Source organism: Nitrosococcus watsonii C-113 (genome assembly GCF_000143085.1).
GTDB classification, from domain to species: Bacteria; Pseudomonadota; Gammaproteobacteria; order Nitrosococcales; family Nitrosococcaceae; genus Nitrosococcus; species Nitrosococcus watsonii.
The window spans coordinates 524,859-539,367 of record NC_014315.1 but is presented as its reverse complement, the minus strand read 5'-3'; the positions used below and the strand labels follow the sequence as shown (position 1 = coordinate 539,367).

The 14,509-nt window shown below is 49.6% G+C and carries 14 protein-coding genes; 10 read left to right on the top strand and 4 right to left on the bottom strand.

The genetic code is table 11. From position 1 onward, the window contains the following. The first annotated feature begins 3 nt into the window (after window positions 1-3). The gene (infA, locus tag NWAT_RS02555; protein ID WP_013219592.1) at window positions 4-222 is read left to right on the top strand and encodes a translation initiation factor IF-1; all 219 of its coding nucleotides are present in this window, start codon (window positions 4-6) and stop codon (window positions 220-222) included. A 119-nt stretch (window positions 223-341) separates the two neighbouring features. On the opposite strand, the gene NWAT_RS02550 is transcribed toward infA, so the two are convergent. Further along, complete coding sequence (locus NWAT_RS02550; RefSeq protein ID WP_013219591.1) at window positions 342-851, bottom strand: disulfide bond formation protein B; 510 nt, start codon at window positions 849-851, stop codon at window positions 342-344. 145 nt (window positions 852-996) lie between these two features. On the opposite strand from NWAT_RS02550, the gene NWAT_RS02545 reads away from it, so the two are divergent. Beyond that, a complete protein-coding gene (locus NWAT_RS02545; protein ID WP_013219590.1) occupies window positions 997-1,524 on the top strand; it encodes a zinc ribbon-containing protein in 528 nt (175 codons plus the stop codon). 51 nt (window positions 1,525-1,575) lie between these two features. On the opposite strand, the gene NWAT_RS02540 is transcribed toward NWAT_RS02545, so the two are convergent. Further along, window positions 1,576-2,931, bottom strand: coding sequence for a porin (locus NWAT_RS02540; protein ID WP_013219589.1), 1,356 nt, complete (start codon window positions 2,929-2,931; stop codon window positions 1,576-1,578). 797 nt (window positions 2,932-3,728) lie between these two features. Then, window positions 3,729-4,196 (bottom strand): tRNA adenosine(34) deaminase TadA, encoded by a 468-nt coding sequence (tadA, locus tag NWAT_RS02530; RefSeq protein ID WP_041350849.1) that lies wholly within the window; start codon window positions 4,194-4,196, stop codon window positions 3,729-3,731. 1,161 nt (window positions 4,197-5,357) lie between these two features. Between tadA and NWAT_RS02525 the strand changes: the two genes are divergently transcribed. From NWAT_RS02525 to NWAT_RS02495, 7 genes are all read left to right on the top strand, one after another. Next, complete coding sequence (locus tag NWAT_RS02525; protein ID WP_013219587.1) at window positions 5,358-6,260, top strand: PLP-dependent cysteine synthase family protein; 903 nt, start codon at window positions 5,358-5,360, stop codon at window positions 6,258-6,260. A 105-nt stretch (window positions 6,261-6,365) separates the two neighbouring features. Beyond that, window positions 6,366-7,850: an aldehyde dehydrogenase family protein gene (locus NWAT_RS02520; RefSeq protein ID WP_013219586.1), complete on the top strand. Its 1,485-nt coding sequence runs from the start codon at window positions 6,366-6,368 to the stop codon at window positions 7,848-7,850. Between the two features lie 8 nt (window positions 7,851-7,858). Beyond that, window positions 7,859-8,899 carry a threonine aldolase family protein gene (locus NWAT_RS02515; protein WP_013219585.1) on the top strand — a complete coding sequence of 347 codons (1,041 nt, stop codon included), beginning with the start codon at window positions 7,859-7,861 and terminating at the stop codon, window positions 8,897-8,899. Then, window positions 8,899-10,038 (top strand): acetylornithine deacetylase, encoded by a 1,140-nt coding sequence (argE, locus tag NWAT_RS02510; RefSeq protein WP_013219584.1) that lies wholly within the window; start codon window positions 8,899-8,901, stop codon window positions 10,036-10,038. The genes NWAT_RS02515 and argE overlap by 1 nt, the downstream gene beginning before the upstream one ends. A gap of 88 nt (window positions 10,039-10,126) precedes the next feature. Next, window positions 10,127-11,440, top strand: coding sequence for a M24 family metallopeptidase (locus NWAT_RS02505; RefSeq protein ID WP_013219583.1), 1,314 nt, complete (start codon window positions 10,127-10,129; stop codon window positions 11,438-11,440). Between the two features lie 430 nt (window positions 11,441-11,870). Beyond that, window positions 11,871-12,080 (top strand): cold-shock protein, encoded by a 210-nt coding sequence (locus NWAT_RS02500; protein ID WP_013219582.1) that lies wholly within the window; start codon window positions 11,871-11,873, stop codon window positions 12,078-12,080. 81 nt (window positions 12,081-12,161) lie between these two features. Next, entirely contained in the window at window positions 12,162-12,437 is a 276-nt protein-coding gene (locus NWAT_RS02495; RefSeq protein ID WP_013219581.1) for an RNA recognition motif domain-containing protein, read from the top strand. A gap of 100 nt (window positions 12,438-12,537) precedes the next feature. Here NWAT_RS02495 and NWAT_RS16570 read toward each other — a convergent pair whose 3' ends face one another. Next, the gene (locus NWAT_RS16570) at window positions 12,538-12,927 is read right to left on the bottom strand and encodes a hypothetical protein (protein ID WP_157679782.1); all 390 of its coding nucleotides are present in this window, start codon (window positions 12,925-12,927) and stop codon (window positions 12,538-12,540) included. A gap of 48 nt (window positions 12,928-12,975) precedes the next feature. Between NWAT_RS16570 and NWAT_RS02490 the strand changes: the two genes are divergently transcribed. Further along, complete coding sequence (locus tag NWAT_RS02490; protein ID WP_013219580.1) at window positions 12,976-14,478, top strand: DEAD/DEAH box helicase; 1,503 nt, start codon at window positions 12,976-12,978, stop codon at window positions 14,476-14,478. Window positions 14,479-14,509: the final 31 nt, after the last annotated feature.

The following is a 14,509-nucleotide window of genomic DNA, read 5'->3' as shown; positions in this document are numbered from 1 at the left end:
TGCATGGCAAAAGAAGATAATATCGAAATGGAAGGAACAGTGGTAGATACCCTACCCAACACCATGTTTCGGGTAGAATTGGAAAACGGCCATGTCGTTACTGCCCATATTTCTGGAAAAATGCGCAAACACTATATTCGTATTCTGACCGGGGATAAAGTGACCGTCCAATTAACGCCCTATGATCTCAGTAAAGGCCGGATCGTTTATCGCGCCCGCTAACCTTTTACCCTCCTTGCTGGTCCTCTTATAACTTTATATTTCCAAGTGGTTACTGCGTACTCTAGGCGATTGGACCGAGTGGGGCAGTCACCACCCCACCCACACCGTCCTTACCATTATTAGGTCAACTTCTCTACGCCACTGCCTGCTCGCCCCATTTGCCATAGACTTATTACCCCTAACAACAGAAAAGCTGCCAGCGTCCATCCGGGGATGGTCAACCCTAAAAAGCTCCATTGAACTTCGGCACACTCTCCAGAACCACGAAACACCAATTCCAGAGTCTCGGTCAAAGGGAAATTGTCTAGCATAAAGTTGAGCCCAGGTCCGCAAGCAGGCACCTGATCGGCCGGAAGATTCTGCAACCATACATGGCGCCCCGTTACACCTATCCCGATTAGGGTAACTACAAATCCCAATAGGGCATATATTTTTACTCCCCAGCTTCTAGGATTATGGAGCGCAGCTACTAAAAATATCCCCCCGATAGCCAATACCACCACGCGAGATAAGATGCAGAGCGGGCAAGGTTCCAAGTCCTCGACAAATTGAAAATAGCCCGCTATCGCTAGCATTAAAGCGCACAGAAAGAAACCTAAAAAGAAAACCCAACGGACTGAAAGCCTCATAAAACATGCTCCTCGAAGCAAAAATAAATATTCTAGAGAAAAACTTTTGCTATTATCCCTAATGAAGAAGGGTAATTACTCATTTTGCTCTTCCTAGATTTCTCGGCCAAACTACACTGTATTTTAGAAAAAAAGGAAAGCCAAGATGGATACACGGGACAAAGACGATAGACTCGCCCACGCTTACCATAAAATGGTGAGCCGGGTACGCTCCCTCGTAGGCGAGGAAGAAAGCAAAGCCGAGCCCGAGGTCTCCAAAGGAATCGAAGCCGCCAAACAAAAAGCCGTTGAAGCGGGTGAACTGAGCCAGGAAGAAGCAGATCGGCTAGGAGAATATCTTCGCCGCGATCTGGAAGACGCGGCAAGATACTTGAGCAATACTGGCAAGGCCCTTGGCGACTGGCTCATGTTGGATCTCGAACTCATTGAAGAGCAATTGCTCGACGCCTTTTCCCAAGTCGCGGATAAAACCCGCTTTGAGCTCGCCCTCTGGGCAGAGCAGGCCCGCCATGCCCAGGATTACCAAACGGGGGAGATTATTGGCATCGGAACTTTTGCATGCCTAAATTGCGGTGAGCGGCTCCATTTTCATCAGGCTAGTCCCCTGCCGCCCTGCCCCAAATGCCAGCACACCCTCTTTCAGCGCCTCAAGCGAAGCGAGGAGCACAGCTAAAAAAAGGGCGCCATTCATTGTGGCGCCCTTTCAAGCTGCAAGGATTATTACTTACCAGAAGAAGTAACCGCCAACGCCCACCACATTGGCCTCTTGTTTCTGGCCGCCGTGCCACTCGTTTTCTAGCCGGGAATATTCCGCTACCAACTTCAAGTTGGCATTAACATCGTGATAGATACCCGCCACATAGGATTGCTGCTTCTCAAGCCGGGCCCCGGCAGCGCCTACACAATTAATCCCACCGGTACGGCAAATACTGTCGTTACTGGTCTCATCTGCCCTGGAGATGCCATAGCTGACCGCTAACTTGGTGTGGCCCAGGATGGTGTAGCCTCCCTGAGCCAACCATCCCCTATTGTCGCGCTTTTGTCCCGTGGCATCCAGGGAATCCGCATCCATGAGGAAGGAAGTACCCAAACCTTCGCCATCGTAGTAGGAGCCATTGACCTCAAAACCCATAAATTGGACTTGCGCCCCCGCAGTCCAGCCCCAGACGTTAAAGTCATTAGACGAGTTGCCGCTGTAGCGGACATTCTGCCACATCCCCGAACCCCAAACCTGATAGCTGCCGTTATTAAAGGTGCCGGCATAACTCACTTCGCCCTCTCCCCGAGGCGACTGAGTCTCCCTCGCACAGTTCACACCGCCTGCAAGGCCGGCTCCTTCACCACAGACCTGAGAAGGGTCCACGGCCGCCAAGGAGACCTTGAAACCCATCATATCCGGGCTGGTCCAACGAGCCTGGGAGTTAAAGTTGGGATAAAGATAACCATAACCAATCCGCCCCAGGGTAAAGCCGCCCCCATGGACACTGCCAGTAGCACCCACACCAAACAAGGTCTGGTCAGTGAGGATATTCTTGCCCATGAACAAGGATAAGGTTCGACCTAGAAGCACTTGGCCGAAAGCCCCATCCACGGTAAAGAAGGCTTCCCGGAATTCGAGATTGCCGCCAAGATCACTCGTGGAATCGCTTCTGATTTTGCCGATACCTGTATCGCCAAAGCCACCATTGACACCCAAATCGCTGTTCTTGGTATTGGCATTGTTGGTCTGGCCAGCAAAGCTAACTCGACCCCCTATGTCCAACCCATTCCAGGTGGGTGCCTTCACATTGAAACTAAACAGGGCCGGCATCAAACCCGTGCGGAAGCGGCTAGATTCTTCTGCCGTGCTGCGAATATTACCGTTCTGATCCTGAGTGAAGCTGCTAGGCATGTTACCGCCAATCACGCCGTCAGGCCGCCTATCCGGATCGGTCCAGACATAGAACTGGTTGATATTACCGTCAAAACTGACTTCCCACCCGTTCTCTCCCCCCACCACAACGACAGCCCCCGCCGGCAGCGAAAGTCCCATGGCGGCGGCGGCCGCTACCGCGAGTTTGGTTTTTTTGAAATTGTTCATAAATACTCCCTTTTGTTGACTACAGAAACTGATGATTATTCAGCGCCCTAACTCCAGAGTTTAAGGCGTTTGTGGCATTTTAACCACTTTATCGGTCATTGCAAGGTTTTCTGCAACAATATTATCGGCCCTCCTCGTTCAATTGTCTTTACTTACCGACAAGGCATATTTTTTATTTAATTTTTCCTTACCTCAATAGCTTGTTTCAATAGTTAAACAATCTTCTTTAAGTTTTATACCATTGGGAACATTTGATCAATATGCAATTACATTAAAATATATTTGATAAGTTTTGCTACCCATAGGATCTATTTGTATGATTTTTACAACAAACCCGTATTCCCTTTCGGAGAAGCGGCACACCCATGGCAAATTCGATTAAATTAACTTCTTCCCCCATGCAGGATACAGCGCGCGATGGCATCCCAAACCTGGATCAAGCTTCTTAAGCTCTTCTAAAGAAGGTAAGTACCTATCAGTAAAAAATATGGGTAAGTGCAGAGTGTGTTGATAATATTCCACAAACCCATTTTTCTCCCTGATAAAGAGGCTTGCGGGGACTTCCCTACTTCCCATTTAATTAGACGTACTCTTTAAAATAGGTTTTGGGCCATACTGGCGAAGTGAGGATGTGGGAGTAGCTAAGCCAAGACTCGGTAGAATGTTTTTTTGGTTCGCACTTGGTTTTTTGCAGGAAGGGTTTGGCCTTTTTTGAGCAGGCCATTTTCAAGGGGAGGGTAAGTGTGGACGAATAAGGAGGCGTATAAAAGGGTTAATTCTGCTAAGAGTTAGTACAATTACCGCCGGGCCCGGAAAAAGGCCGATAGAATCGCTCCGCAAGCCTCTGCCAAAACGCCCCCTTGGCATTCGACCTGGTGGTTGAGTCGCTCGCCAGGAAGAATACTCAGCGCACTGCCTACTGCCCCCCCTTTTGGATCAAAAGCACCAAATACTACCCGTCGAATTCTTGCCTGGATAATGGCACCAGCACACATGGCACAGGGCTCCAGCGTTACATAGAGAGTTGTCCCCACTAGCCGGTAATTACCGAGCTGCTGGCTAGCCGCGCGAATGGCTTGGATCTCGGCGTGGGCCGTGGGATCACGGCTGTTAATAGGACAATTCCAACCTTCACCCACTATTTCATCCTCCTGCACCACTACCGCCCCTACCGGGACTTCCCCCGTCTCTTCAGCATATCGGGCGAGAGCCAGGGCATGGTACATCCATGGGATATCTTTCTCCCCGGGAGGGCTGCTAATCATACCCCCACAAGAATCAAGTTGAACAAAAGCGTGGTTGCTACTGCCAATAGCGGTTCCTTGGTTGCAAAAAAACTTTTTCTGCTTTTGATCTACCCGCATAACATCTATCCGCTCATAAAAAGCCTAGGATACTCTACGAAAACCTAGTCTTATTCACATCGCCAACGCGGTCTTACTCGACTCTTGCGTGCATTTAATGTCTGTCTTGACGATACTAGGTTTAAATTAATGCAGCATGAAGCACGGCTTTTCTTTACCGGTGATGCAATTTAGCAAGCCGCTACTTGGCTATCATCCGGCGGTAAGAGCTTTTTGCTTCTAGGATAGATTCCGATTTAATCTCCTAAACTCCTATGAGAATCCTCTTTAATTTATTATTAGCGGGGCTTGACAGCCTAAAATCACGACAGATGATTTAATACCAAAATCAATGCCAACGAAAGAATCTCTTTCTTAACTATACATAGTCCCCGTAATTCTGGGCACCCACCGAAGTATATGATAAAACAAAGATTAATGCATATTTCAACGCTCGGTTAAAACCTCTGGCGCCTGTCCCCCCCGGCAGACACTTGACATTGAGGTCTATCCAGATCAGGCGCGAGAAGATTATTTTTCGCCAGATGGATTCACAAAATATGCAAATTTATGATTCACTAATAATTTATAGACCTTAAGGAAGGATTATGTATGGAAACGGCTGCAACACTTTCTGCCCGCACGAGTGAGAACAGTTGGTGTGACGGTCATAGGCGATGATTGATTCCACGATTGTCCACGCTCATCAGCACGCCGTCGGTGCAAAGGAGAGATAAAATCACTGAATACATGAGGCGTTCCAAAAGCAGATTAACCACCAAAGTTCATGCCCCATGCGATGTGCTTTAGGAAACCAGGCAGAGGCATGATGGGCAAGAAGCGGATATCTTGCTTCCCGATATCCTCCATGATATTGGCGTGTTTCTAGTCTGATAAAACTTATGATACACGGGAACGTGTTTTGGATAGGTTGAAAAGAGCAGGCATTCAGGCCCTTAATTCTACCCAAGCCAAACCTCTATGTGAAAAGCAGTTATGATCAAGTCCCAATAGGCTATGAAAACAAAATAGCTTATCCTGAATAAAAAATCCTGCAACCATCCACCGAACCGAGGCCATTATATGACCATTAGTCACACAATTCTGGATGCCATTGGCAAGACACCTTTGCTAGACTTGGGAGACGGCATTCTTGCCAAATGCGAATTTCTGAATCCTTCTGGCTCCATCAAGGCGCGGATAGCTAAATATATGATCGAAAAAGCGGAAACGGAAGGCTTGCTGAAGCCTGGCGACACCATCGTTGAGGCGACCAGCGGCAACACAGGAAACGCCATGAGTATGGTTGCTGCCATCAAAGGCTACCGCATGATAGTGGTCATGCCGGATGGCTATACATCCGAGCGAGTCAAAATTTCCCGTGGCCTGGGCGCTGAAATCAAATTCGTCGGCCATTTTCAGGTCAATGACGCCCTGCGCACAGCCCAGGAACTTGGCGCCCAGCCAGGCTATTATTGCCCCCAACAATTTGACAATGAATGGAATGTAGATGAAAACCGGGACTGGCTCGGCCAGGAGGTCATTGCCCAGATCCCGGAAACCATGCGGATCGATGCCGTCGTCCAGGGCGTTGGTACCGGCGGCACCCTGATTGGCGTTTCCCAAGCCTTGCGCCAATGGCATAACGACCAAATCAAGGTTTACGCCATGGAACCCAAGGAATCTCGCACCCTTGAATGCTGCATTGTGGCTGATCACCAAATTGAAGGTATTTCCGACGGTTTTATTCCGACCATTTACCAGCGCCATCGACACGAGATCGATGACATTGTCCATGTGGAAAGCGAAACGGCGATTGAGGTCTCCAAGGAACTGGCGCGGCAACGGGGCCTCTTTGTCGGTCCAAGTTCCGGGGCCAACGTGTGGGCAGCCCAGGAGATCAAGCGCCGCAATCCTGAAATCAAAACCGTCCTTACCTTCCTCTGCGACAAGGCGGAAAAATATCTGTCCCTCATGTATAGCTAACAGCTAAACTCTCTGAGGGAAAAAGCATAACCGCAAAGGGAGCATGCCAGTCCCAGTTATGAAACGGAACCATGCTAACCAACCCGAATTCAAGGAGGTCACTCCATGAACCAGCCAGCCCCATTGCCCCTCACCCACAAAGCGCAGGTAGCGGTGCGCCAGACTCGCTTACTGATTGATGGCGAATTCCGCAACAGCCTCAGTGGTAAAACCTTTGCTACTGTCGATCCCTCCACCGAAGAAGTGATTGCCCAGGTGGCGGAAGGCGATGCGGAAGATATTGACCTAGCGGTCCAAGCGGCCCGTAAAGCTTTCGATAGCGGCCCCTGGCGCCAAATGGACGCCCGAGAACGGGGCCGCCGAATGTTGAAGTGGGCCGATTTGATTGAAGACCATATGGAAGAACTGGCCAAGCTTGAAGTCTTGGACAATGGGAAGCCCATCAACGAGGCCCTAGGCTACGATATTCCCAGCGCCGCGGCTACGCTTCGTTATTTTGCCGGCTGGGCGGACAAAATTCATGGCAAGACTATTCCTATTTCCGGGCCTTTCTTCACTTATACGCGCCGGGAGCCAGTGGGAGTTTGCGGCCTGATCATTCCCTGGAACTTTCCTCTGGCAATGGCGGCTTGGAAGTTAGGTCCTGCCCTGGCCGCTGGCTGCACTGCTATTCTGAAACCGGCGGAGCAAACGCCCCTGACGGCCCTTCGCGCCGGTGAGCTGGCCCTGGAGGCAGGCATTCCTCCAGGTGTGCTCAATATTGTGCCCGGTTTCGGTCCTACGGCGGGCGCGGCCCTAGTACAGCACCCCCTAGTTGAGAAAATCGCCTTCACGGGAGAATATAAAACCGCCCAAACGATTAAGCAGGCCACGATTAACAGTATGAAACGTCTGTCCTTTGAGCTAGGAGGTAAAAGCCCCAACATCATCTTTAACGATGCCAATCTGGAAGAAGCTATTACGGGTTCCTTTGGTGCTATTTTTCTAAATCAAGGACAAAACTGCTGCGCCGGTAGCCGCGCCTTTGTGCATAACAATATTTATGATGAATTCGTGGAGCAATTTGCCGAGAAGGCAGCCAAACGTAAACTGGGCGATCCCTTCGATCCCGCTACCGAGCATGGAGCTCAAATCGACAAGGCCCAGTTCGATAAAATTATGCGCTATATCGCCCTTGGCAAGGAGCAAGGCGCAAAATGTGTCACCGGCGGCGAGCGGGCCTTTGAGCAAGGTTATTTTATCCAACCCACCATCTTTAGGGAGGTCAAGGAGGATATGGCCATCGCAACGGATGAGATTTTCGGGCCAGTGGCTAGTGTGCTACGCTTCAAAGACATCAATGAAGTTATTGAAAAAGCCAATAATACCCCCTTTGGCCTTGCGGCGGCCGTATGGACTCAAGACATCGACAAAGCCAATGCGGTGGCCGCAGGGGTAAAAGCCGGGACCGTCTGGGTCAACTGCTACAATGTGGTCGATCCAGCAGCGCCTTTTGGCGGCTTTAAACTATCCGGACTCGGCCGGGAGTTGGGTGAACAAGCCCTGGATGCCTACACGGAAACCAAAACAGTCACTGTATTGCGGAGGTAAGTCGAGGGATGGGAGAACGGCATTTTATCAGCGACAACGCAGCCGGCATACACCCAGAAGTCATGGCCATGCTGGAAAAAACCAGCCACGGCCACGCCGTTGCCTACGGCAACGATCCCACCACCCAACAGGCCCTCCAACTATTCAAACAGCATTTTGGAGCCCAGACTGAAACATTTTTTGTACTGACAGGCACCGCCGCTAACGTGATTGCCCTGCAAAGCGTCATGTCTTCCTTTGAGGCCGTTATCTGCGCCGACTGCGCCCATCTTCACCGGGATGAGTGCGGAGCGCCGGAAAAATTCCTAGGATCAAAGGTACTAACTGCTCCCACTCAGCAAGGCAAGTTAAATGTAGCAACCGTGGCGCCATTGTTACGCGGCACGGCCATGGTCCATCGCGCCCAGCCGAAAGTCCTTTCCATTACCCAATGCACAGAATGGGGGACTATCTATACGCCTGAAGAGATTAAAACCCTGGCGGATTTTTGCCATGAACAAGGGTTGCTACTCCACATGGATGGAGCTCGGTTAAGCAACGCCGCTGCCCGGCTGAATTTAAGCCTAAAAGAGATGACCACAGATGTAGGCGTGGATATACTTTCCTTTGGCGGCACCAAAAATGGGCTACTAGCAGCTGAGGCGATTGTTTTCTTCGATCCCCAGTGGACGAAAAAGACTGGCTTCTACCGTAAACAAGGCATGCAACTAGTCTCCAAAATGCGTTTTATCTCAGCTCAATTTCTAGCTCTATTAAGCAACGATCTCTGGAGGAAAAATGCGCAACACGCCAATGAAATGGCGGCTTTACTGGAACGAGGACTCAAAAATATTCCGCAGGTGGAATTTGTCGTCCCCGTAGAAACCAATGGGATATTTGCCCGAATACCTCCCTCTTGGGTACCCTGTTTACAACAACATTATGCTTTTGCGATCTGGGACTCTGCTAGCACCATCGTGCGCTGGATGACTTCATTTGATACTACAGCGGAGGAAGTGCGAGATTTTACGCAAAAAATACGAAACATGAACAAGGACAAGGTCCCCTAATGGAAAATAACGAGGCTCCCTATCTCCCTATCCTGGAAAAACTGATTAGATTTCCTACCATTTCAAGGGAAACCAATCTGCCCCTCATCGAGTATAGCGAAGATTTTCTCAACAGCCGGGGTTTTCAAACCCAGCGCTTCTATAATAAGCAAAGGAACAAGGCAAACCTCATGGCCCGGATTGGGCCCGACAAGAAGGGCGGCCTGATGCTGGCCGGCCATACCGATGTGGTCCCGGTAGACCAGCAAGCCTGGACCAACGATCCATTTCGGCTAGTTGAAAAAAATGGCTGCCTGTATGGCAGGGGCACCTCCGATATGAAAGGGTTTCTCGCTTTGGCGTTGGAGATAGCGGCCTCTATCGAGGGCCATCGCCTGCAATGCCCCCTCTATCTCTGTTTTACTTACGATGAGGAGATCGGTTGCGGAGGCGCTAAAGCGCTTATCGGATATTTAAAAACCCTATCTCCCCCGCCCCGCTTTGTTTTGATCGGTGAACCCACAGATATGGAGTTGGTCACGGCTCACAAAAGCATTCAAATTACCACCACCCACATCAGGGGAAAACCGGCCCATTCAAGCTGCCCCCAGCTAGGCGCCAGTGCCATTGTATTTGCCTCTAAACTAATTGCCGCCCTAGAGGAAATTCTACCCCCAGAAGAGAACAGAGATTTCAATCCTCCAGCGGCCACCTTCAATGTGGGCGCTATCCAAGGCGGGACTGCTATCAATATCATTCCGGAACATTGTCAATTTGATTGGGAATGCCGTACCCTGCCTTCCCAAAATCCAGCTCAGCTCAATGAAGCATGGGAACGTCTGATCCACGCCCTACGAAAACAAATACCTGGAATTGAGGTAGAAAACCATATTAAAACGGCTGTTCCTGGGCTTAAAGCCGAATCCAATCGGGAAATCGCCACTTGGCTGAAGGAATTTCTGGAAGAGGGAAAAATTGGCACCGCCCCTTTCATGACAGAAGCGGGGCTATATCAGCAAGCTGGCCTTCCCACTGTGGTTTGCGGCCCGGGCAGTATTCAGGAAGCCCACCAACCTGACGAAAACATTAGCATTCATAGCATGGAAAATTACCGTTTTTTTCTTTATAAAATAGTTGGAAGCCTGATGGAACAGGAGTAAAGAGCCAAAGAACCCACCCCATTATGAAGGAAAAAATTAAATAAATTATTTTCGAACCAAAAATCGCAAGAATAGGGTGAAATAAGAAATGAGATTTTTCACAGACGAAGAGTTTGAAGAAAGGGTCCATCAGGTTCGAGAAAAAATGGCGGAGCAAAAGCTCGATGCCATCATCATCACTAACCCGGAAAATATTTATTATCTCACCGGCCTGAGTCATCAAGGCTATTTCGCCTATACTTCTTTAGTATTGTCCCTCGATAAGGAACCCGCCCTCATCATCCGGGCGATGGAGAAAGCCATCGTCGAGGATATGGTGGTACCTACCGTAAAATGCTACCTCTACTCAGACGGTGTTCCCCCGCTGCCCAAACCCAAACATCGGGACAAAGACCTCACTTTAAGTACCCCCATGGAGGGACCGGAAACGGGCGGGCTGGGTCCTTGGTCCATGAGCTTGGGAATCTCCATCCAAAGCGATCATAACGATGAAACAGAACTCAAGGATTATTCGGCACCCGTAAAGGCTACCTGCCAAGCTCTCCAGGAACTAGGACTCACCTCTGCCCACGTGGCCTTCGAAAAAAGCAGTGCTTTTTTACCCTACAAAATTGCGGAAGCCTTTGTAAATAGAATGTCTGACGTGAAGTGGTCCGATGCAGAGGATCTAGTTACCGAGTGCCGAATTGTTCAATCACCAACCGAGCTGGCATGCACCCGGAAGGCGGCAGAGATTTCCGATGCCATGATGATGTCAGGGATTGCCATGGCCGGTCCTGGCGTTTCTAGCCGTAATGTGATGGGGGCTATCTATCAAACCATGATTCTGCGTGGTGGCGCCTACCCCGCTTTCGTACCCCTGGTACGGTCCACGCGCACACTAGCCCATGAACATGGAACCTGGGACGAATGGGACGCTGATATACTACAGAAGGAGGATCTTTTATTTTTGGAAATGGCTGGCTGTTATTGGCGTTATCATGCACCGATTGGACGTTTGGCGCATATTGGGCAGATCTCACCAAAAGCGGAAAAAGCCTATGAAACCTGTTTAGCCGCGTTATATAGCGCAGTGGACGCTCTAAAACCCGGCGTTACCGCTGATTCTGTCTATAAAGCCTGGCAGCGGTGTGTAGATAAAGCAGGATTTTCCCATTACCGCCGCCATCACTGCGGCTATATCGTTGGTATTGGGTTTCCCCCAAGCTGGTCAGGTTCCGGTGTTCCCAAGGGACTGCGCGAAGGCTCCACCATGGTTATTCAAAAAGGAATGGTCTTCCATCTGATGTCCTGGCTTTTGCGGACGGGAGAAGGAGATGCCTTCTTCTCTGATACGGTAGTTGTCACGGATAAGGGGGGCGAGTTTTTAACCAAGGCTCCACGGGAGCTGAACGCACGTTAGGGCATCATGTTTTTAAGCGGATAAATTATTGATTCTATTTCCCTTGTTAAGTCAAGAATTACCAATGAATAAAATAAAAATTTCCCAACCGATCCATCACTATTTTAGATCAAACGGATATTTGACCCCTTGACCTTCAGCCCATGAAAAAAACTCCCTCCTAAGCAGCTTATCACCCACCCCTTCTACCGCCAACAATGCAATGGATATATTGATCTGCGTCTATTAAGCTTGTAATTCTCCTTCCAGTCTCCTATGATACGAAATGCTAGAGTATTAAGGATCGCGTCTTCGGTTAGTGTAGAATTTTTTGTTCTTCCTTCCAAATGCATTTCTGCTCCAACTCGTTCGCTCCCCGATACTCAAGTTCCATCCGCTGGCATCTTTTTCGAGATGTCAGAGAGTTATATTATTTTTTTGAGAGCTTTCTATGTCAGAACAACAGACAGGAACCGTGAAGTGGTTCAATGATTCAAAGGGTTATGGGTTTATACAACGGGAAGGGGGCAGCGATCTGTTTGTGCACTACCGTTCCATCACTGGCAGCGGCCACAGAACCCTCAAGGAAGGTCAACAGGTCAGTTTTATTGAAGTACAGGGCCAGAAAGGCCCTCAAGCTGATAATGTTACCGTTTTATAACGGATAATATTCCTTTGATGAAGAGGTCGACTCCCCGAGAGCCGACCTCTTCGCTCTTCTTACTTTTCCTAGAGAGGCTCAATGATCACACTTTTTGTGCGTGGTTTGCCAACAAGTACAACCGAGGAGAGTCTTACCGCTTTATTCGCTGACTACGGTACCGTGCGCTCTTTGACCTTACATAAAGATTTATTTACCGGTCAGGCACGCGGCACCGCTCTAATCAACATGGAAGGCCATGAAGGTCGTGCTGCTATCGCCGCGTTGGACGGTTCGCAACTCCAAGGTCGAACTATCTATGTGAATCAGACCAAAGAGGAAAAACGCCGCGGCCGCGGCGGCAGACGCCGCCGCTAATTGGCTATTTAATTTCTGAATACCCTAGAACGACGCTCTCCAATGACATCAAACGCGAGAGCGTAATCATTATTGTTTCATCGGTAAAGACTTGGTATCACTATCTTATTGCTAGCAGGACGATCTTTCTGCAGTAGGCGGAAAAACAATGTGCATGGCAAGGGTCTTGTGCGTTGCAATCGCCAAAGCCCGAGCCATCTTGTAGCGTGCGAAGTTGTCGAACGGATAAGGTTTTGTAGACGCAAAATTGAAACCGGTCACGGTGGTGATGAGAAACGCTAGAAAACATACCACCCCCACTCATGAAGCCTAGATTCAGGAATAAAAGCATGCTCCCTGTGTGTGCTTTTACCTGATCGTATTCCCCTGCGTAGGCGGGTGGAGCGAGAAGCGCCAAGACTAGGGGGGCGCAAACCGCCACCTTGGTTAGCACCAAGGCGTGATCTACTGGGCTGGAAAAATTTTGAATGGAAAAGTCGTAATTAGCCACGATGAAACTTCAATTATCGATTATTTAAATCAGCAGGATTTTAATTGCATGCCATCTTCTACAGAACCCTTATCTTTTGACAGTTTTGCCATCAGCGCCCCTATTCTGCAAGCCATCAAGCAAGTAGGATACGAAACACCTACCCTTATTCAAGCAAGAGCTATTCCCCACCTTTTAGCGGGCCATGACCTGGTAGGGCAGGCTCAAACGGGCACGGGAAAAACAGCGGCTTTTGCCATTCCAACCCTAGAACGGTTGGAATTATCACGGAGAGAGCCGCAAGCGCTGGTACTCGTCCCAACGCGGGAACTCGCGATTCAGGTGGCAGAAGCTTTTCAAAGCTACGCCCGCCATCTGGAGGATTTTCACGTCCTTCCTATCTACGGCGGTCAATCCATGGGAAACCAGCTCCGCCAACTCAAACGAGGCGCCCACGTCATCGTAGGCACCCCAGGCAGAATCATGGATCATCTGCGACGCAAGAGTCTGATCCTAACTACATTAACGACAGTGATCCTAGATGAAGCTGATGAAATGCTAAAGATGGGGTTCATCGAGGACGTAGAGTGGATTTTAAAACAAGTACCGACAAAGCGGCAGGTTGCCCTCTTTTCCGCTACCATGCCCACGTCCGTGCGTAATATCGCAAGCCGCCATTTACATGCACCCCAGGATATTAAAATTAAGGGAAAAACTGCTTCTCTTCCGGCCATCAATCAGCGCTACTGGTTAGTCTCCGGCTTGCATAAACTAGATGCGCTCACCCGCATGCTGGAGGCTGAGGAATACGACGCCACGATTATTTTTGTCCGTACTAAAATCGCAACGGAAGAACTGGCAAAAAAGCTAACGGCGCGGGGCTATGCAGCAGCAGCACTGAATGGAGATATGCCCCAATCCTCACGGGAAAAAGTGGTTGATCAGCTCAAAAAAAATACCATTGACATCATCGTCGCTACCGATGTGGCTGCTCGCGGACTAGATGTGAAACGAATCGGCCATGTAGTCAATTATGATATTCCCTATGATACCGGAACCTACATCCACCGTATCGGCCGCACTGGCCGCGCAGGCCGCACGGGTACCGCCACGTTGTTTGTTGCGCCCCGCGAGCGGCGAATGTTGAGTGCTATCAAAAGAGCGACAGGGCAACCCCTCTATGAAATGCAACTGCCCAGCCACCAACAGGTCATAGACCGGCGTATCGAACGGTTTAAGCAGCAAGTTATGAACACCTTGGAAAAGGAAAATCTCTCTGCTTTCCGCCATTTAGTCCAGCAATGGGCTCAACAAGAAGATCTCTCCCCGTTAGATATAGCCGCCGCGTTGACTTATTCCATGCAGCGGGAACGCCCTCTGGTGGGTGCTCCGCGCTCTGAGCCGGTAGTCCATGGCACCCCCTCCTCCCGCAAGACGGCTAAGCATAAACCCAGGAAAGTGGCGCCTGCAGAGACAACGAAAAAAAAGAAACCCTATAAAAAAACGGTAAAAAAGCAAAAGAGTTTTCATAGCCTTTATCTCAACAACAGCCATCCTCTTGCTATCCCATAGCGCCAAAAGAGAGCGACACCATGGACCTGTT